This is a genomic window from Bradyrhizobium sp. HKCCYLRH1030, from assembly GCF_051168395.1.
Classification (GTDB): domain Bacteria; phylum Pseudomonadota; class Alphaproteobacteria; order Rhizobiales; family Xanthobacteraceae; genus Bradyrhizobium.
Genome location: NZ_JBNPUY010000008.1, coordinates 184557 through 203674, shown reverse-complemented (window position 1 = coordinate 203674; position 19118 = coordinate 184557). Strand labels below are relative to the sequence as shown.

The following is a 19118-nucleotide window of genomic DNA, read 5'->3' as shown; positions in this document are numbered from 1 at the left end:
CAGGGCGGCGGCAGCCCAGCCTGTCAGGAGGGCTTCTTGCCGTCCGGCGCGGCCAGGATCATGGTCCAGAACACTTTGTACTTGGTGTTCGGAGCATAGCTCGCTGCGATGCCTATTTTTGTGACACCGCTCTTGAGCATGTTGGCGCGATGCGGCGGCGAGTCACGCCAGCCGGAAAACGCTTCCGCCAGCGTGTGATAGCCGGCCGACACGTTCTCGACCGCGACGACAGCGTCATAGCCGGCACCCGTCAGGCGCTTCGCCAGCGGGGCGCGCACGTCATGATCGAGCTTGTTCTTGTCGGCCATCGCCTGCGACTGCGATTCCGCCAGCCGCATCAGCTCGGGGTCGACCTCGACCGTGCCGAGCCCGTTGTTCTGGCGGTATTGCGAGATCATCGTCGCCGCAGCCACCGCATCGAGCTTGGCGCCCGCGACCGCCATATCGGCATACATGGTCGGCGCCTGCACGACCGGCGTCTCGGCCGCACAGCCGGCGAGCAGGAATGCAATGGAGAGAGCGAGAGCCAGACGCTTCAATGAACCAATCCCTATGCCGATGCGAGAGGCGGGTTGTTGCACATCAACCGTGGCTGAAAGGTGAATCGGCGGTAAGTTCCGTCGCGACAATTGCGGCCATTCCTGCCGGCAACCGTTCGTCAACCATAGGAGCAGTTCGGTCAAGCCAGGAACGGAACGACGCCCTCGCTGTCGTCCCGGCCTTGAGCCGGGATCCATACTCCGCAGCGGTCGTGGTGAGACCCGATGCCGCTCCGGCGTGCCTCAAGCAAGCTTCACGGCGCATGGGTCCCGGATCAGCGCCCGCCAACGCTTTCGCGTTGCCGGGCTTGTCCGGGACGACACCGCATGTTTGGCAGAGAGCCGGGACGAGCCCGAGCAGCCCCTACCCGGCCGCGAAAATCCGATAATGCCGCGGCTTCAGGCCGATGCGGTCGCCGATCCGGAGCTCGCGGTCGCGGGGGGCGTCGATCTCGATGGTCGAGCCTTCAGTCAGCGCGATCTCGGCGCGCTGCACCGGGCCGAAGCTGCGGACGTGGGTGACGGCGCCGTGCAGCGTGCCGCTGTCCGCGGGGCCGATCAGCATGTCGTGCCGGCGCACGAACAAGGTCGAGGCGCCCGCGGCCACGCCCTCCGCAGCCAGGTCCAGCGGCCGCCCGTTGAGATGTACCGCGCCGCTGGCGATCTCGACCGGCAGCATGATCGACTCGCCGATGAAGCCGTGCACGAACGCGGTCGCCGGGCTGTCATAGACGTCGCTCGGCGAGCCGACCTGCTCGATGCGGCCCTTGTCCATCACCACGACGCGGTGCGCGACCTCGAGTGCCTCCTCCTGATCATGCGTCACGAAGATCGAGGTGACGTTGATCGAGTGATGCAGGGTGCGCAGCCATTGCCGCAGCTCCTTGCGCACCTTGGCGTCGAGCGCGCCGAACGGCTCGTCGAGCAGGAGGATGCGCGGCTGGATGGCGAGCGCGCGCGCCAGCGCGATGCGCTGGCGCTGGCCGCCGGAGAGCTGGCTCGGATAGCGATCGGCGAGCCAGTCGAGCTGGACGAGGTCGAGCAGCTCCTTCACGCGCGCGCGGATCTCAGCCTCGCTCTTGCGGATGCGGCGCGGCTGCACGCGCAGGCCAAAGGCGACGTTCTCGAACACGTTCATGTGCCGGAACAGCGCGTAGTGCTGAAACACGAAGCCGACGTGACGCTCGCGCGCGCCGCGATCGAGCGCGCTCTCGCCGTCGAACAGGATCTCGCCGGAATCGGGCCACTCCAGCCCGGCGATGATCCGCAGCAAGGTCGTCTTGCCCGACCCGGACGGGCCCAGCAGCGCCAGCAATTCGCCGTCGGCGACCTTGAGATCGACGCCGTCGAGCGCCTTGAACGTTCCGAACGTCTTGACGACACCCCTGACTTCAATGGTCACGCGGACCTCCCTCATCGAGTTGCCGTTCGAGGACGGTTTTGACGACCAGCGTGATCAGCGCGAGCATCGCCAAGAGCGAGGCGATCGCGAACGAGGCGACCATCTGGTATTCGTTGTAGAGGATCTCGACCAGCAGCGGCATCGTATTGGTCTCGCCGCGGATATGGCCGGACACGACCGAGACGGCGCCGAACTCGCCCATCGCGCGCGCGTTGCAGAGCAGCACGCCATACAGCACGCCCCATTTGATGTTCGGCAGGGTGACGCGGAAGAACGTCTGCAGGCCGGACGCGCCGAGCGAGATCGCCGCCTCCTCCTCCTGCGTGCCCTGCTCCTGCATCAGCGGGATCAGCGCGCGCGCCACGAACGGGAAGGTCACGAACACGGTCGCCAGCGCAATGCCGGGAAAGGCGAACAATATCTGCAGGCCATGGCTCTGCATCCACGGACCGAAGAACCCCTGCGCGCCGAACAGCAGCACGAACACGAGGCCCGATATCACCGGGCTCACCGAGAACGGCAGATCGATCAGGGTGATCAGGAACGTCTTGCCCGGAAAGTCGAACTTGGCGATCGCCCAGGCGGCGCACAGGCCGAACACGAGATTGGTTCCGACCGAGACCAGCGCCACCAGCAGCGTCAGGCGGATCGCGGCCCACGCCTCGGCGTCGGCAAGCGCGGTGAAATAGGCCGCGATGCCCTTGCCGAACGCTTCCACGAACACGACGATCAGCGGCAGCACCACGAACACCGACAGGAACGCCAACGCCAGCGTCGTGATGACGATGCGGACAAGGCGCGGCTCGGTGCGCGGATCGGGACGGCCGGCCTGCGCGACGTGCGGGCTGGCCGCGGACGATGCCACGGATGGCGCCTGCAGGGTCATCTCCACGCTCATGTCGGGTCCTAGTTCAAGGGCGCCCGGCTCTGCGCCCAGCGCTGCAACCGGTTCACGGCAAAGATGATCAGGAACGCCACGACCAGCATCACCACCGCGATCGCGGTGGCATCGGCGTAGCGGAATTCGGACAGCCGGATCACGATCAGCAGCGGCGCGATCTCGGAGACGTTCGGCAAATTGCCGGCGATGAAGATCACCGATCCGTACTCGCCGACCGCGCGCGCAAAGGCGAGTGCGAAGCCGGTGAGCAGCGCCGGCGTCAGGCTCGGCAGGATCACGCGGGCCACGATCTGCCAGCGGCCGGCGCCGAGGCTCGCTGCCGCCTCCTCGATCTCCGGATCGAGATCGATCAGCACCGGCTGCACGGTGCGGACGACAAAGGGGATGCCGATGAAGATCATCGCAACGAAGATGCCGAGCGGCGTGAACGCCACCTTGATGCCCATTGCGGCGAGCGGCGCGCCGAGCCAGCCCTTCTGTGCGAACAGCGCCGTCAACGCCACGCCCGCCACTGCCGTCGGCAGCGCGAACGGCACGTCGACGATGGCGTCGAACAGGCGGCGGCCGGGAAAGCGGTAGCGCACCAGCGCCCAGACGACAATGGTGCCCATCACCAGATTGACGCAGGCGGCGGCGAAAGCGAGCCCGAACGAGATCTTCAGCGCGCTCAAGGTGCGACGGCTGGTGACGATGCCCCAGAACTGCTCCAGGCTGAGATCAGTCGAGCGAACGAACAGTCCCGCCAGTGGAATCAGGACGATCAGCGACAGCCAGGTCAGCGTCAGCCCCATGGTGAGACCAAAGCCTGGCAAGGTGCTGCGACGTGGTGCAAGTACGTTCAAAAAAAGGCCTGGTCCGTTGATGATCGGTGTCGATGGGCTTGAATCGATCGTGGTGTCCGCCCGCCGCCCCCAGCCTCGTCTCGGCAATCGAGACCGGGGACCGCGTCTCATGCGCGATATCGCAGATCGCCGCAACGCCAGCTTCTTGCCTTGTTGTCTCGAAGCCGTATCAGATCGGCGGTCACCAACTTGTTCCTTCTGATTCGATCAATTCTTGTAGATTTGATCGAAGATTCCGCCTTCCGCAAAATGGTCCTTCTGGGCCTTGGTCCAGCCGCCGAACACCTCGTCGATGGTGAACAGCTCGACCTTGGCGAAGGCAGCCTCGTACTTCTTGGCCACCTCTGGATCACGCGGACGGTAGGAGTTGCGTGCGGCAATTTCCTGACCTTCCTTTGTATACCAGTATTTCAGGTAGGATTCAGCCACACTTCGCGTGCCCTTTTTGTCGGCCACCGAGTCGACCACCGCAACTGGCGGTTCGGCCAGGATCGACAGCTGCGGCGCGACGATCTCGAACTTGTCCTTGCCGAACTCACGCAGGGCCAGATGCGCCTCGTTCTCCCAGGCGAGCAGGACGTCGCCGACACCGCGCTCCACGAAGGTCACGGTGGCGCCGCGGGCGCCGGTGTCGAGCACAGGGACGTGCTGATAGAGGTCGCCGACGAACTGCTTGGCCTTGTCGGCCGAGCCGAACTTCTTCAGCGCATAGCCCCAGGCGGCCAGATAGTTCCAGCGCGCGCCGCCGGATGTCTTCGGATTGGGCGTGATGACGTCGACGCCCTTCTTGAGCAGGTCGTCCCAGTCCTTGATGCCCTTGGGATTGCCTTTGCGCACCAGGAAAACGATGGTCGAGGTGTAGGGCGAGGCATTCTGCGGCAGTCGCTTTTGCCAATCCTTGTCGAGCAGACCCTTGCCCGCGATCGCGTCGATGTCATAGGCGAGCGCCAGGGTCACGACGTCGGCCTGCAGCCCGTCGATGACGCTGCGGGCCTGCGCGCCGGAGCCGCCATGCGACTGCTTGACCTCGACGCTCTTGCCGGTCTCCTTCTGATACGCGGCTGAAAACGCCTTGTTGAACTCGACGTAGAGCTCGCGGGTCGGGTCATAGGAGACGTTGAGCAGACTGATGTCCGCGGCATGGGCCGATCCTGCCCATGCCAGGCCTGCGACCGCTGCCAGAAGACGTCGCATCTTCATCCAAGCTCTCCGTTCCATTCACCGCCCGCAATGTTGCAGGCGCGCACTGCAGATCGCCAAATGTTCACGTCGGAGTCAACGGAACCGGATTTTCTTGTTTCCGGCCGGACATAGGCATTTTGCTACGAAGCGCTCGGCGTTGGGATAGCTGTTCTTGCCGCGGCACAATGTCGTCATGGGCTGCCAGGTCAGCCGGCCGGTGAGTTTCGAACTACACCGTCGAGGTCGCGACCGTGTGGATGCCGCATTCGGTCTTGTCGCGACCGCGCCAACGGCCGGCCCGCTCGTCCTCGCCGGAGTCGGCGCGGCTTGTGCAGGGCATGCATCCGATCGAACGGAAGCCGGCGGCGACCAGCGGATGCTGCGGCAGATTGGCAGAGCGGTAGATCGCCGCGATCTCCTCGCGGGTCACGTTGGCGAACGGATTGAATTTCACCCGCACGCCGTCCTGCTCGACGACCCGGATCGCCGCCCGCAAGCCGCCCTGGAAACGCTTGCGGCCATTGATCCAGGCGGCGAACGGCGCCAGCGCGCGTGCCAGCGGCTCGACTTTGCGGATGCGGCAGCAGGCGTCGGGATCGGAGAACCACAGATCGTTGCCGGCGTCCTCGCGCTCGAGCGTGGCGGCGTCCGGCTTCATCGAGCGCACGTCTTGCAGGCCGAGGATCTCGATGAGCCGGTCGCGATAGGCCAGCGTCTCCGCGAACATGTGCCCGGTGTCGAGGAAGATCACCGGGATCGCCGGATCGACATCGGACGTCACCTTCAGGAGCGCGGCCGACTCCGTTCCAAACGACGACACCACCGCCAGCCGCTCGCGACCGATCGCCGCGAGAGCAGCGGCAATGACCTCATGCGGCGCGGCGGTGCGCAGCGCGGCGTCGAGCGCCGCGACCGGGATCTCCGCAACGGAAGGCGATGCAGCCAGCGTGCTCACAGCCCGGCACTCTCCGAATGGCGCAGTTGCAGGCGCTGATGCAGCGCCGAGATCCGGCCGTCGCCGGTCGGCTGGTAGAACACCGAATAGCGCTTCACGGTCTCGGTGAAGGCCTCGGCATCCGCCTGCTTCTTGACCTCGAAGGCGTCGAAGCCGGCGCGCAGCATGAACACGAACTGGTCACGCAGCACCTGCCCGGTCGCGCGCAGCTCGCCGCGGAAGCCATGGCGCTCGCGCAACAGGCGCGCCTGGGTATAAGCGCGGCCGTCGCGAAAACTCGGAAACACCAGCGCGACCAGCGCGAGCCGATCGAGATACGGCACGAGATCGTCGACGTCGCGATTGTTCGGCCAGATCACGCCGAGCTTGCCGGTGGCGCGGCCGACCAGCGCGTCGGGGCCGGCGAGGAAGCGCGTCTCCGAGACGAGGATCGCGCCCTGCGCCGGCAGCTCGGCATCGTCGGTGAGGCGGACGAACGTGTCCGCGATGATGTGTCCGCCCTTAACGAGTGGCATAGACCCGCTCCCTGAATGGTTCGACCCCGAGCCGCTTCACCGTGTCGACGAACAGCTCCTCAGGGCTCGCGCGCAGCGCAAGATAGGCTTCGACGATGTCCTCGACGACATCGGCAACTTCGGCATAGGGCACCGCGGGTCCGATCAGGGTGCCGAGCACGGCGTCCTCGTCGGCGCGGCCGCCGATCGTGATCTGATAGAATTCCTCGTTGTTCTTTTCGACGCCGAGGATGCCGATGTGACCGACGTGATGGTGGCCACAGGCATTGATGCAGCCGGAGATGTTGATGTGCAGCCGGCCGATCAGGTTCGCCGTGTCGTGATTGGCGAAGCGGCGCGTGATCTCCTGCGCGATCGGGATCGAGCGCGCGTTCGCCAGTGAGCAGTAGTCCAGGCCCGGACAGGCGATGATGTCGGACACGAGGTTGACGTTGGGAATCGCGAGGCCAATGGCCTCGAGCGCCTTCCACACCGCCGGCAGGTCGCGCTTGCGGACGTGCGGCAGCGCCAGGTTCTGCTCATGCCCGACCCGGATCTCGCCGAACGAGTATTTGTCGGCGATGTCGGCCAGCGCATCCATCTGGTCGGCGGTCGCATCGCCAGGCGGCTTGCCTATGGGCTTCAGCGACACGGTCACGATGGCATAGCCCTGCACCTTGTGCGGGAACACCGAGTTCTTGCGCCAGGCCTCGAACTTCGGATCGTGCGCCGCCTGCTTCAGCTCCTCCGGCATGTGCGGCAGCGTCTCGTAGGCCGGATAGAAGAAGCGCGAGCGGATGTCCTCGATGATCCCCTGATCGAGCTTGAGCACGCCGTCGCGGATCTGCTGCCACTCCTCCTCGACCTCGGACGCGAACTTCTCGATGCCGAGCTCATGCACCAGGATCTTGATGCGCGCCTTGTAGATGTTGTCGCGGCGGCCGTACTGGTTGTAGACGCGCAGGATGGCCTCGACATAGCTGAGGATGTCGTGGCCATGGACGAACGGCTTGATGGTCTTGGCGATGAACGGCGTGCGGCCGAGGCCGCCGCCGACCAGCACCTCGAAGCCGGTTTCGCCCTGCTCGTTCTTCTTGAGACGCAGGCCGATGTCGTGGATCTTGATCGCGGCGCGGTCGTGGTCGGACGCCGTGATCGCGATCTTGAACTTGCGCGGCAGGAACGAGAATTCCGGGTGAAGCGTCGTGAACTGGCGCAGCAGCTCCGCCCAGATCCTGGGATCCTCGACCTCGCCCGGCGCGACGCCCGCCCACTGATCCGAGGTGACGTTGCGCATGTTGTTGCCGGAGGTCTGCATCGACTGGATGCCGACCTCGGCGAGGTCGGCCATCGCATCCGGCAGCTCGGCGAGCTTGATCCAGTTGAACTGGATGTTCTGCCGCGTCGTGAAGTGACCGTAGCCGCGGTCGTAGCGGCGCGCGACATGAGCCAGCCGGCGGAGCTGGTTCGACGCCAGCGTGCCGTAGGGGATGGCGATGCGATACATATAGGCGTGGAGCTGCAGATAGACGCCGTTCTGCAGCCGCAGCATCTTGAACTCGTCCTCGGACAATTCGCCCGACAGGCGCCGCTTCACCTGGTCGCGGAATTCGGCGACGCGCTCGTTGACCAAGGTACGGTCGATTTCGTCATAAGCGTACATGACAGGCCTTCAGACTTGAGCCGGGAGCGCGATGGAGGCGCCCGTGAGCCGGATGTGTTCGCGCATATTGCCGGGCTTGACCGCACCGTCGGCGCCCACCTCGACCGGCGCGATGTAGGGACCGATCGCACCGAGATCGTCGGCCACCGCTTCCGACAGCAGGGCGCGCGCCTCGTCGGCGGTGCGGACGATCGCCGCATCGGAGAGCTCATCCGACCAGCTCTTGGTGCCGGTGCGGTAGATCACCGCGCCATCCCAGGTCCGGTTCGCGGTGATGATCGAGGGACCGGTGATCTTGATCTTCTGTTGCAGCGGGGAGGTCATTCAGACGGGTTCCAGGAGTTGTGCGATCACGCCACTGATAGTCTGCTGACGCCACGGCGCGGAGTGCGCCACGACGTCACCGATGATGAGGATGGCCGGACCGCCATCGATTTGGCCGACGAGATCCGGCAACTGATCGAGCGCGCCGACCGCCGCCTGCGCATCGGGGCGCGTCACCTTCGCGAACACACCGACCGGCGTCTGCGGCGAGCGGCCCGCCGCGAGGAGCCCTGCGCGCACCGCCGGCGCCGCGGTCATGCCCATGTAGACGACGACGGTCATCTTGGTGTCAGTCAGCGCCGACCAGTCGACCGCCTCGGCATCGCGCTCCTTGTGCGCGGTGAGGAAGGTGATGCGCAGCGCCTTGCTGCGGAAGGTCAGCGGCACCTCGAACTGCGCGGCGGCGCCGAGGCCGGCGGTGATGCCGGGCACGATCGTGTAGGACACGCCCGCCTTGCGCAGCGCATCGACCTCCTCGCCGCCACGGCCGAACACGTAGGAGTCGCCGCCTTTCAGCCTGACCGCGCGCTTGCCCTCGCGTGCCGCTTCGATCAGCAGCCTGTTCACAGCATCCTGGCCAATGCCGGGCTTGCCGACGCGGCGGCCGACCGGCACGCGCGAGGCATCGCGGCGGATGCGGTCGAGAATCTCAGGCGTGACCAGCTCGTCGTAGAACACGACATCCGCGTCCTGCAGCGCGCGCAGCGCCTTGATCGTCAGCAGGTCGGGATCGCCGGGACCGGCGCCGACCAAGGTCACATGGCCGTTGCTGCGGCCGGCATGATCGGCGCCCGCAAACGCCGTGGGATCGGCAATGCCATGCAGCGCCGCCTCCGCTTCCTGCTTGCGGCCCGCCAGCACCAGTGCACCGATCGGGCCGTCGACGATGCGCTCCCAGAAGCGGCGGCGCAGCGTCATCTCGGCGATCTGCGGGTTGATGGTCTTGCGGAAGTCGCCGATGAAGCTCGCGAGCTCGCCGATCCGCGCCGGCAGCAGCGCCTCGATGCGCTCGCGCACGCGGCGTGCCACGACGGGCGAGGAGCCGCCGGTGCCGATCGCCACCACCACGTCGCCGCGATCGACGATCGCCGGAAAGATTAAGCTGGAATGCGCGAGGTCGTCCATCACGTTGACGGGCAGACCAACGCTGCGCGCCCGCGCCGACATCGCAACGCCGATGTCGCCAGCGCCCGCGCACAGCACGGCGATGACGCCAGTGAGATCGGCGCTCAGCGGGTCGCCTTCGGCGCGCTCGATCTGGCCGTGCTGATCGCGCAGACCCGCGAGATCGAAGTCGCCGTCGGTGGCGAACCAGCGGATCCGTGCGCCCGCGGACAGCAACACGCGAAGCTTGGCGCGCACGAGCTCGCCCGCGCCGATCAGCAGCACGGGGCCGGTCTTCAGATCGAGAAACACCGGCAGATATTGCATTGCGTTCTTCAGCTTCGGCACTTGGGGGTTGACTGGAATTATTTTCTATATAAGTGTCCCGCCTACGACGTAAAGAGAAAATTATTCCTTGGCTCCGCCATAGAATTTTCTCCCAGGCAGGCGATGGCTGATAGCATGCACATTCTCACCAACGACGTTTCCAGAGATCGGTTGCCCTCCTCCGAGATCGAGCAAGCATCTTCCATGCCGCGCGTCCTCAACGCCGCACCGACGATGGACCATCTCGACGAGCTGGAGGCGCAGAGCATCTACATCCTTCGCGAGGCCTTTGCACGGCTGAAGAAGCTGGCGCTGCTGTGGTCGCTGGGAAAAGATTCCAACGTGATGATCTGGCTGGCGCGCAAGGCGTTCTTCGGCCGGGTGCCGTTTCCGGCCATGCATGTCGATACGGCCAAGAAGTTTCCCGAGATGTACGCCTTCCGCGACACCTACGCGAAGGAATGGGGCCTCGATCTCAAGGTCGAGCCGTGCCCGCCGATCGATGCCGTCGATCCCACACTGCCGCCCGCCGCACGCTCGGCTGCGCGCAAGACCGAAGGCCTGAAGATGGCGCTCGCCAAGCATGGCTTCGACGGTCTGATCGCGGGCATCCGCCGCGACGAGGAGGCGACGCGCGCCAAGGAGCGCGTGTTCTCGCCGCGCGGAGCCGAGGGCCATTGGGATGTGCGCGACCAGCCGCCGGAATTCTGGGATCACTTCAACGCCTCGCCGCCGCAGGGCGCTCACTTGCGCATCCATCCGATCCTGCATTGGACCGAGGCCGACATCTGGGCCTACACGGCGCGCGAGAACATTCCGATCATCCCGCTGTATCTGTCCAGGAACGGCAAGCGTTATCGCTCGCTCGGCGATCAGGACATCACCTTCCCGGTCGCATCGAACGCCTCGAACATCCCCGAGATTCTCGCCGAACTCGAAAGCACCAAGGTGCCGGAGCGTGCCGGCCGCGCGCTCGACCACGAGACCGAGGACGCCTTCGAGCGGCTTCGCGTCGCCGGCTATCTGTGAGGGGGGATAAGGCGATGAACATGCGAGTCCCGTCAGCCGCCCCCGCCACGCCGAACGGCACCACCCGTCCGCAGGTCCGCATCGTGATCGTCGGCCATGTCGACCACGGCAAGTCGACCTTGGTCGGCCGCCTGCTGCATGAGACCGGAAGCCTGCCCGAGGGCAAGCTGGAGATGCTGCAGGCCGTCTCCGCCCGCCGCGGCATGCCGTTCGAATGGTCGTTCCTGCTCGACGCGCTGCAGACCGAGCGCGACCAGGGCATCACCATCGACACCACGCAGATCCGCTTCCGCACCAATGCGCGCGAGGTCGTGCTGATCGACGCGCCCGGCCACGCCGAATTCCTGCGCAACATGATCACCGGCGCCTCGCAGGCCGATGGCGCTGTGCTGATCATCGACGCGCTCGAAGGCGTGCGCGACCAGACCCGCCGCCACGGCTATCTCCTGCATCTGCTCGGCGTGAAGCAGGTCGCAGTCGTCGTCAACAAGATGGACCGCGTCGATTTCGGCGAAGACCGCTTCGACGCGATCAAGGCCGAGATCTCGGCGCATCTCGAAGGCCTCGGCGTCAAGCCGGTCGCCGTCATCCCGATCTCCGCGCGAGACGGCGACGGCGTCGCCGAGCTGACCTCGCGGATCGGCTGGTACGACGGCCCGACCGTGGTCGAGGCGCTCGACGGGCTGGAGCCGGCCAAGCCGCTGTCGAGCCTGCCGCTGCGCCTACCCGTGCAGGCGATCTACAAGTTCGACGACCGCCGCATCGTCGCCGGCCGCGTCGAGGCCGGCGAGTTGCGCGCCGGCGACGAGATCGTGATCATGCCCGCCGGCAAGATCGCCAAGATCAGGACCGTCGAGGGCTGGCCGCAGACCCCGGTGACCACGGCGCAGGGCGCGGGCCGCTCGGTCGGCATCACGCTCGATCGCGAGCTGTTCATCGAGCGCGGCGACGTCATCGCCCATGTCGGCCGCGAGCCGCAGGCGGCGCGCCGGCTGCATGCCCGCATCTTCTGGCTGCACGACCAGCCGCTGTCGAAAGGCGACAGCATCCTGGTCCGGCTCGGCACCCGCGAGGCGCGCGGCAGCGTCGTCGCGATCGCGAAGGCGGTCGACCCGGGCTCGCTGTCCAACGAAGAGAACGCTTCGATCGCGCGCAACCATGTCGGCGAGATCGAGATCGCACTGACCCAGCCGGTCGCCGTCGATCCCTACACCGAGAATGCGCGCACCGGCCGTCTCGTCATCGAGGTGCAGGGCCGCATCGCCGGCGGCGGGCTGGTGCTGTCGATCGCCGCTGGCAAGCGCGCCGCACCGGTCGACATCATGCCGGTGGAATCGGCGCTGCAGCCGCAGGAGCGCGCCGATCGCTATCGCCACAAGGGCGCCGTCGTGTGGATGACCGGCCTGCCCGGCGCCGGCAAGTCGACCCTGGCGCGCGCGCTGGAGCGGCGGCTGTTCAGCCGCGGCGGCGCCCCGGTGCTGCTCGACGGCGACACCGTCCGCGCCGGCCTCAACAAGGATCTCGGCTTCACGCCGGAGGACCGCGCCGAGAACATCCGTCGCCTCGCTGAGGTCGCGACCCATCTCGCCCGTAACGGCCACATCGCGATCGTCGCCGCGGTATCGCCCGCGCGCGAGGACCGCGCGGCTGCGCGCCGCGTCGCCGGCGACCTGTTCCGTGAGGTCTACGTCGCGACGGCCGCCGAGATCTGCGAGAGCCGCGACCCCAAGGGCCACTACGCCAAGGCCCGCGCCGGCAATCTGCAGAACTTCACCGGCATCGGCACCGACTACGAGCCGCCGCTCGATGCGGAACTGGTGATCGACACCGCGACGCGCGGGATTGCGGACGCCACCGACGAGCTCGAGGCGCTGCTGTCGCGGACATCCGTGCTGTTCGACGACATCGCCGATCTCGGCGCGAATATCTGACGTCTGCTTCCAGACTTGTCATGCACCCCGTCATTCCGGGGCAAGGCCGCAGGCCTTGAACCCGGAATCTCGACATTGCCTTGCGCTCAATCCCCAATCACTTCGAGATTCCGGGTTCGATCGTCAACGCACAGCCGCTTCACGGCTGCGCATTGTCAATCGCCCCGGAATGACGGTGAAGCGCGACCCAGCTCAGCCCGAAGCTACAGCGCGCCGACATAGGCGGTGAGATCGTCGAGCTCGGCCTCGGTCGGCAGTCGCGTCTCCATCTTCTTGGCATAGAACTCCCACATCAGCTTGACGGCGTCGCGCAGCGACGCCGTGCGGCCGTCGTGGAAATACGGCGCGGTCGACGCGGCCGCATGCAGGGTCGGCACCTTGAACTTGCCGCCGGTGCCGATGTCGTCTTTGCTCTTCTTGTCGAAGCTCGGCAATTGATGGCAGGTGCCGCAACCGCCGTCGCCGATATAGAGCTCATAGCCGCGCCTGACGGCCGCGCTGGCATCCTCCCTCGGCGTGCCGTCCCCCTTGACCTGCCAGTTCGCCGGATAGTTCAGCGTGCGCACATAGGCGACCAGCGCCGCCAGGGTCTCCGGCGACGGCTCCGGCCCCTTCATGCGATTGACGATGATGCCGCGGATGCTGTCCTCCAGGGTCGGCGCCTGGCCGGCCCAGCCGAACACCGCACGCTCGCCGACACCCCACAGCGTCGGCGTATTCCGGCCATTGGGATCGCCGTCGGCGACCACGTCGAGGCCGACATAGGTCTTGTTGTTGGTATGCCCGGTCGAGAAGTGGCAGGTCGCGCAGGACGCCTTGCTGCCGCCGGAGAGGCTCGCGTCGTTGAACAGCTCCAGCCCCTTGGCGGCGAGTTCGGCTTCGGAGAGCTGGGCCGGTGGCGCCACGGCGGCGCCGACCGTGGTGGGCTCGGCCACCGGCGCCTCGGTCACGGCAGGTGCTGACGGCGCCTTCGGCTGCTTCCTCACCGCCGCGGTGGCGTGGCGGATTCTCGGCCTGTGCTCGGACGACGCCGCGTGCGCCGATTTCGGCTTCAACGCTGAAGCCAGCATTTGCAGCAAGGTCGGCTTTTGCGGAGCTGCCGCGAGATAGGGCGCTACAGATTTGTCCGCCGCAAGCGCGGGCAGGGCGAGCAGGCCAAGACACAAGACGACCGACCGCAGCCCCGTGAACGACATCGCCCGTCTCCCCCGACATCCCCTTGATGCAAATCGTTATCGATAGCTTTTACGTCCGAAGTGGGACTGTGCGGGGGCAATGAATCGGCGCAGGCGGGATTGAGCGGCGTCAGTGCACGGCCTGACCGCCATCGGCGGACGCGATGCCGGCGTGCGTCGAGAACAGCCGGCGCGGCGAATGTGAGAACCTGTCGCCTCCATCGACGACGGCGCGCCGGCGCGTCAGGCGCTGCGCGCATCCTGGCCGGAGAACTACGGAGGAGTGCGCCGGCTCGTGCCTGGACAGCAGTTTGCCCACGGCGCGGCCGCCGCATCGGCAAGCAGAAATTAGCACTTGATCCGCACAGTTCACGCCACCCGCAGCAACGCGGTCGAGGCGCATGATGGAGCATCTGGCGGCCTATTGGTCGACGGCCGAACTGGAGACGAACGGGATTCTGCTGCTGCACCTGATGGGTGCGGCGGCCGTCGGCCTGCTGCTGGGCTACGAGCGCACCTATCACGGACGCGCGGCCGGCATGCGGACCTACGCCCTGGTTTGCGTCGCATCGACCTTGCTGACGGCGATCAACGGCTTTCCCGGCAGCTGGTATGGCGGCATGGCGGTGTCGCCGACCGTCTCCGATCCGACGCGCGTGATCCAGGGCCTGATGACCGGCATCGGCTTCCTCGGCGCCGGCGTCATCATCAAGGACGGCTTCACCATCCGCGGCGTGTCGACGGCCGCCTCGATCTGGATGACGTCGGCGATCGGCATCATCATCGGCATCGGCTTCTACGGCACCGCGCTGTGCGCCACGGCATTGTCGCTGGCCGCGATGACCCTGCTCGGCCAAGTCGAGAAATGGCTGCCGCATCAGACCACGCTGTCGCTGTCGGTCGTCTACCGCCACGGCCTGCAGCCGAGCGAGGCAGAACTGCGCGAATGCATGCGGGCCTATGGCTTCGACGTGCTGGACTGGTGCTACGAATACAGCGAGGCGAAGCGGCAATTCCATTTCGAGCTGGTGCTGCAGGCCGCCGGCCGGTTCGAGACCGCAACGATGGCGCGCGACCTGTCCACGGCCGAGGACGTGGTGGAATTCCGGCTGGCGCCGTCAAGGGCGTGAGGGGAGCAGCGTTGCTGCGGTCATCGCTGTCCATCGCAAGATCCTCCCGACCTGCCTCTGAATCTGCTCCATTGATCAGACCCAAAGGCTGATGCCGAGAGTTCGAGCGCGGTCTCGAAGCACGGTTCCCGTCCGGCTCGAAGGTGGTATGCTCAATCGTGAGCGATCCGACGGAGGGCCAGAGCCGATGTGGAAGGCGCTTTGGAGAAAATGGACCATCGATCAGCCAGCTCTCCTTGGCGATTGGCTGTGGGACGTTTTCGTCGTCCAGTTCGCCGCCTTCCTGGACCGGCTGACACTGAGGCGGATCGTCGCCTTCCTGCCGGTCATCATCCTCGGCCTGGCCTATTATCATAGCATCCCGATCCCGCCCGAACTGATGCTCGTCGGCGATATCCTGGCCTATATCGATATCTTCTCCGTCCTGCTTCTCGTCGGCATCCTCAGTCGCGTCACGACGATCCTGTTTCTCATCAAGCAGGCGACCGCATCGATCGGACGCCTTGCCAACAGCTTGACGACGGTAGCGAGGCGCTTGGATCGTCGCCATCGGCGCGAGCGCGGCGCACAGGTCCGCAGGCGCGTGATTGAGGGACCCAACAAGGAAAGCGACCGTCCTGCGATCGTGATCGGCATGGCGTGGGCATAGCTCCGCAGTGGCGGAGGGAGGCAATGCGATGCCGCAGGCGGCGTGTACTCACCGCGCCGAGCCGACCAAGCGCATGCATGGCATCCTGCTCGAAGAGCGTGGCGAAGAGCCGACACACAGCCGCGACCAACATTCGAGCTCACCCTGCGTTCGTTTGCAGCCTCCATCTCGTCACGGCTGCACGCCGGCATGATTCCTGTGCACCAAGAAACGAATTCTTTGGGTCCCATCAAGCTGCGCGCGCCGTCCAATCCTCCCGCCCAAAAATTCTACTTTCTTTTTTTCAGAAATCATGATAGGTCTATGTTCATCCCGTCCCACACGAGGGACAGTTCGCGACCGTCACGGACGTCGGGTGCGGGATGCGGTGGGCGCTTTGGGCTGCGGCGTGAGCAATCATGTCGACGGACAGTCCCGAGGCGCACGGCCAAGCCGTGGGGTCCTGGCATCCCGACGCTGATGCCACGCAAGCTGCGACGCCGACGCGTCGCGCGGGCAACGGTGACCAGAAAGCCCGGCGCACCGGGGAGACCACGGAGCAACCGTAGAGCCATCGCGCAGGGAAGGCCGGATGTCCGGCTGAACCTGTGGTGACTGCCGCCTGCATTTTTTTCTGCAGGCGGGCCATGGGTGCAGCCTGCACCCGGCCTTCCCTGCGCCTCTCGTGACCGAGAGGCGGCAAGTGTGCAAAGCTCGGACGCGAACAGGCGCCGCGAGGACGAAGTTGCATGAGCCATCACCACCACGAGCGATCACCTTCGTTGAGTTGTCCGCAGCCGTTTGGTGTACGTCGAAACGCCATTTGCGGCACGCTGTGCGTTGTCACCCTACCCTGGAGGGGGAGGGTCGGCGCACGTCGCGGCAGCGATGCGCGGCGGGGTGGGGTGATGCCACGGGCACCGGCGCTCGTGGAGAGATCACCCCACCCCGCCTCGCATCTCGCTTCGCTCGTTGCGAGTCGACCCTCCCCCTCCAGGGGAGGGTGGCAGCGTGCCCGATCCGAGGGCTCTGCACGGCTGTGGGCTCGCGGCCGAACTCTGAGGCGGTCGTGCGAAATTACTTGTCATCACTCCGCCCGGAACCAGCCCGCCTGTCCGCTGCCCTCCCCCGACCAACTGCGATACCCCTCCCCCCTTTCGTGGCCCCCGCTTTGGCGCTAAATGCACTGCACACGCCGCCTTCGAGGCGGCCATTTCAGCACGCCCAAGACACGCGCAACGTCGCCCTATTCGAGAGAAACGTCTCATCATGACCCGTATCGACGCCCATGGACTGAAGATCGCCCCCGTTTTGTTCGACTTCATCGCCAAGGAGGCCGCGCCGAAGACCGGGATCGATCCGGACGCGTTCTGGGCCGGCCTTGCCGCGATCCTGCGCGATCTCGGCCCTAAGAACCGCGAGCTGCTCGCCTTCCGCGACGCCCTGCAGCACAAGATCGACGCCTGGCACCTCGCCAACAAGGGCAAGGCCTTCGACCTCGGCGCCTACACCGCATTCCTGAAGGAGATCGGCTACCTGCTGCCCGAGCCGGCCACGCACAAGGTCGAGACCGCCAATATCGACGAAGAGATCGGCAAGATCTGCGGGCCGCAGCTCGTGGTGCCGCTCACCAACGCCCGCTACGCGCTGAACGCGGCGAATGCGCGCTGGGGCTCGCTCTACGACGCGTTCTACGGCACCGACGCCATCCCGCACGATCCGAGCGAAGCGGGCAAGGGCTACAACAAGGCCCGCGGCGACAAGGTGATCGCCAAGGCCAAGGCCTTCCTCGACGCCGCCGTGCCGCTCGCCACCGGCAGCCACACCGACGTCACCGCCTACAGCGTCATTGCCGGCCAGCTCTCGGCCAAGCTGAAGAGCGGCAACGCCACTGCGCTCAAGAACGCCGACCAGTTCGCCGGCTATCAAGGCTCGGCCGACGCGCCCTCCGTGATCCTGCTTGCCAACAACGGCCTCCACGTCGAGGTCGTGATCGACCGCAGCCATGTCATCGGCAAGGACGATCCGGCCGGCGTCTCCGACATGATCCTGGAAGCCGCGGTCTCGACCATCCTCGACATGGAGGACTCGGTCGCCGCCGTCGACGCCGAGGACAAGGTGCTGGTCTACCGCAACACGCTCGGCCTGATGAACGGCACGCTGTCGGCCGACTTCGAGAAGGGCGGCAAGACACTCACCCGCGCGCTGAACAGCGACCGCAGCTACACCACGCCGTCCGGCGGCAGCCTCACGCTGCACGGCCGCAGCCTGCTGCTGATCCGCAATTGCGGGCATCACATGTTCACCGACGCGGTGCTCGACTCCGAGGGCAAGGAGGTGCCGGAGGGCATTCTCGACGCCGCCGTCACCGGCCTGCTCGCGATGCACGACCTCAAGGGTCTCTCCAAGGTCAGGAACAGCCGCACCGGCTCGATCTACATCGTCAAGCCGAAGATGCACGGCCCGGACGAGGTGGCGCTGACGGTCGAGCTGTTCGCGCGCGTCGAGAAGATGCTCGGCCTGCCCGAGAACAGCATGAAGGTCGGCATCATGGACGAGGAGCGCCGCACCACGGTGAACCTCAAGGCGTGCATCCAGGCCGCGTCCAAGCGCATCGTCTTCATCAACACCGGCTTCCTCGACCGCACCGGCGACGAGATCCACACCTCGATGGAAGCCGGTCCGATGATCCGCAAGAACGAGATGAAGGCGCAGCCCTGGATCAAGGCCTACGAGGATTGGAACGTCGACAACGGCCTGACCTGCGGCCTGCCTGGCCATGCCCAGATCGGCAAGGGCATGTGGGCCGCGCCGGACAAGATGGCCGACATGCTGTCGCAGAAGATCGGCCACCCGCAGGCCGGCGCCACCACCGCCTGGGTGCCGTCGCCGACCGCGGCGACGCTGCACGCTTTGCACTATCACCAGGTCAACGTTCACGCCCGCCAGGCGGAACTCGCGAAGGGCGGCCCGCGCGCCAAGCTCGGCGACATCCTCACCATTCCGGTGTCGCAATCGAACTGGGCGCCCGACGACGTGCGCCAGGAGATCGACAACAACTGCCAGGGCATTCTCGGCTACGTCGTGCGCTGGATCGACCAGGGCGTCGGCTGCTCCAAGGTGCCCGACATCCACGATGTCGGCCTGATGGAGGACCGCGCCACCTTGCGCATCTCGAGCCAGCATCTCGCCAACTGGCTGCACCATGGCGTGGTCAGCAAGGAGCAGGTGATGGATTCGCTGAAGCGCATGGCCGTCGTGGTCGACAAGCAGAATGCCGGCGATGCGCTCTATCAGCCGATGGCGCCGTCGTTCGACGGCGTGGCGTTCAAGGCGGCCTGCGACCTCGTGTTCGAAGGCCGCACCCAGCCAAACGGCTACACCGAATACATCCTCACGGCGCGCCGCCGCGAGGCGAAGGCAAGCGCCTGATGCGAAAAGCCCCGGCCATCCGCCGGGGCTTTTTTTGATCTGCCGGAGGTAACATGATGC

16 protein-coding genes are annotated in these 19118 nt (G+C 66.1%); 5 read left to right on the top strand and 11 right to left on the bottom strand.

All coding sequences use genetic code 11. The features are described 5' to 3' along the window. Positions 1-23: 23 nt before the first annotated feature. The 10 genes from ACQR1E_RS23635 to cysG all read right to left on the bottom strand — a co-directional run bounded on the left by ACQR1E_RS23635 (position 24) and on the right by cysG (position 9733). Positions 24-539: a CAP domain-containing protein gene (locus ACQR1E_RS23635; RefSeq protein WP_315714371.1), complete on the bottom strand. Its 516-nt coding sequence runs from the start codon at positions 537-539 to the stop codon at positions 24-26. Positions 540-903: 364 nt separating this feature from the next. Continuing rightward, a complete protein-coding gene (locus ACQR1E_RS23630; RefSeq protein ID WP_316169490.1) occupies positions 904-1941 on the bottom strand; it encodes a sulfate/molybdate ABC transporter ATP-binding protein in 1038 nt (345 codons plus the stop codon). Next, positions 1931-2839: a sulfate ABC transporter permease subunit CysW gene (gene cysW / locus ACQR1E_RS23625; RefSeq protein ID WP_316165794.1), complete on the bottom strand. Its 909-nt coding sequence runs from the start codon at positions 2837-2839 to the stop codon at positions 1931-1933. Before cysW ends, ACQR1E_RS23630 begins: the two co-directional genes overlap by 11 nt. Positions 2840-2847: 8 nt before the next feature. After that, positions 2848-3684 (bottom strand): sulfate ABC transporter permease subunit CysT, encoded by an 837-nt coding sequence (cysT, locus tag ACQR1E_RS23620; protein WP_315713861.1) that lies wholly within the window; start codon positions 3682-3684, stop codon positions 2848-2850. A 207-nt stretch (positions 3685-3891) separates the two neighbouring features. Then, entirely contained in the window at positions 3892-4884 is a 993-nt protein-coding gene (locus tag ACQR1E_RS23615; protein ID WP_316165795.1) for a sulfate ABC transporter substrate-binding protein, read from the bottom strand. A 211-nt stretch (positions 4885-5095) separates the two neighbouring features. Continuing rightward, complete coding sequence (locus ACQR1E_RS23610) at positions 5096-5821, bottom strand: phosphoadenylyl-sulfate reductase (protein ID WP_316172646.1); 726 nt, start codon at positions 5819-5821, stop codon at positions 5096-5098. Beyond that, entirely contained in the window at positions 5818-6336 is a 519-nt protein-coding gene (locus ACQR1E_RS23605; RefSeq protein WP_315826005.1) for a DUF934 domain-containing protein, read from the bottom strand. The genes ACQR1E_RS23610 and ACQR1E_RS23605 overlap by 4 nt, the downstream gene beginning before the upstream one ends. Continuing rightward, a complete protein-coding gene (locus ACQR1E_RS23600) occupies positions 6323-7978 on the bottom strand; it encodes a nitrite/sulfite reductase (RefSeq protein WP_434897636.1) in 1656 nt (551 codons plus the stop codon). Before ACQR1E_RS23600 ends, ACQR1E_RS23605 begins: the two co-directional genes overlap by 14 nt. A 9-nt stretch (positions 7979-7987) precedes the next feature. Further along, a complete protein-coding gene (locus ACQR1E_RS23595) occupies positions 7988-8302 on the bottom strand; it encodes a DUF2849 domain-containing protein (protein ID WP_315713857.1) in 315 nt (104 codons plus the stop codon). Then, positions 8303-9733, bottom strand: coding sequence for a siroheme synthase CysG (cysG, locus tag ACQR1E_RS23590; protein ID WP_434897635.1), 1431 nt, complete (start codon positions 9731-9733; stop codon positions 8303-8305). Positions 9734-9937: 204 nt separating this feature from the next. Here cysG and cysD point away from each other — a divergent pair, with 204 nt between their 5' ends. Further along, the gene (gene cysD, locus ACQR1E_RS23585; protein ID WP_315826002.1) at positions 9938-10762 is read left to right on the top strand and encodes a sulfate adenylyltransferase subunit CysD; all 825 of its coding nucleotides are present in this window, start codon (positions 9938-9940) and stop codon (positions 10760-10762) included. Positions 10763-10776: 14 nt separating this feature from the next. Next, a complete protein-coding gene (cysC, locus tag ACQR1E_RS23580) occupies positions 10777-12693 on the top strand; it encodes an adenylyl-sulfate kinase (RefSeq protein WP_315826001.1) in 1917 nt (638 codons plus the stop codon). 203 nt (positions 12694-12896) lie between these two features. Here the strand turns inward: cysC and ACQR1E_RS23575 are convergent, their stop codons facing one another. Next, positions 12897-13889 (bottom strand): cytochrome-c peroxidase, encoded by a 993-nt coding sequence (locus ACQR1E_RS23575; RefSeq protein ID WP_316172647.1) that lies wholly within the window; start codon positions 13887-13889, stop codon positions 12897-12899. Positions 13890-14269: 380 nt separating this feature from the next. On the opposite strand from ACQR1E_RS23575, the gene ACQR1E_RS23570 reads away from it, so the two are divergent. From ACQR1E_RS23570 to ACQR1E_RS23560, 3 genes are all read left to right on the top strand, one after another. After that, positions 14270-14998 (top strand): MgtC/SapB family protein, encoded by a 729-nt coding sequence (locus tag ACQR1E_RS23570; protein WP_315825999.1) that lies wholly within the window; start codon positions 14270-14272, stop codon positions 14996-14998. A gap of 187 nt (positions 14999-15185) precedes the next feature. Continuing rightward, positions 15186-15647, top strand: a complete 462-nt coding sequence (locus ACQR1E_RS23565; protein ID WP_434841727.1) for a hypothetical protein — start codon at positions 15186-15188, stop codon at positions 15645-15647. Between the two features lie 1248 nt (positions 15648-16895). After that, on the top strand, positions 16896-19058 hold the full coding sequence (locus ACQR1E_RS23560; RefSeq protein ID WP_316201469.1) for a malate synthase G: 2163 nt from the start codon (positions 16896-16898) through the stop codon (positions 19056-19058). Positions 19059-19118 lie beyond the last annotated feature (60 nt).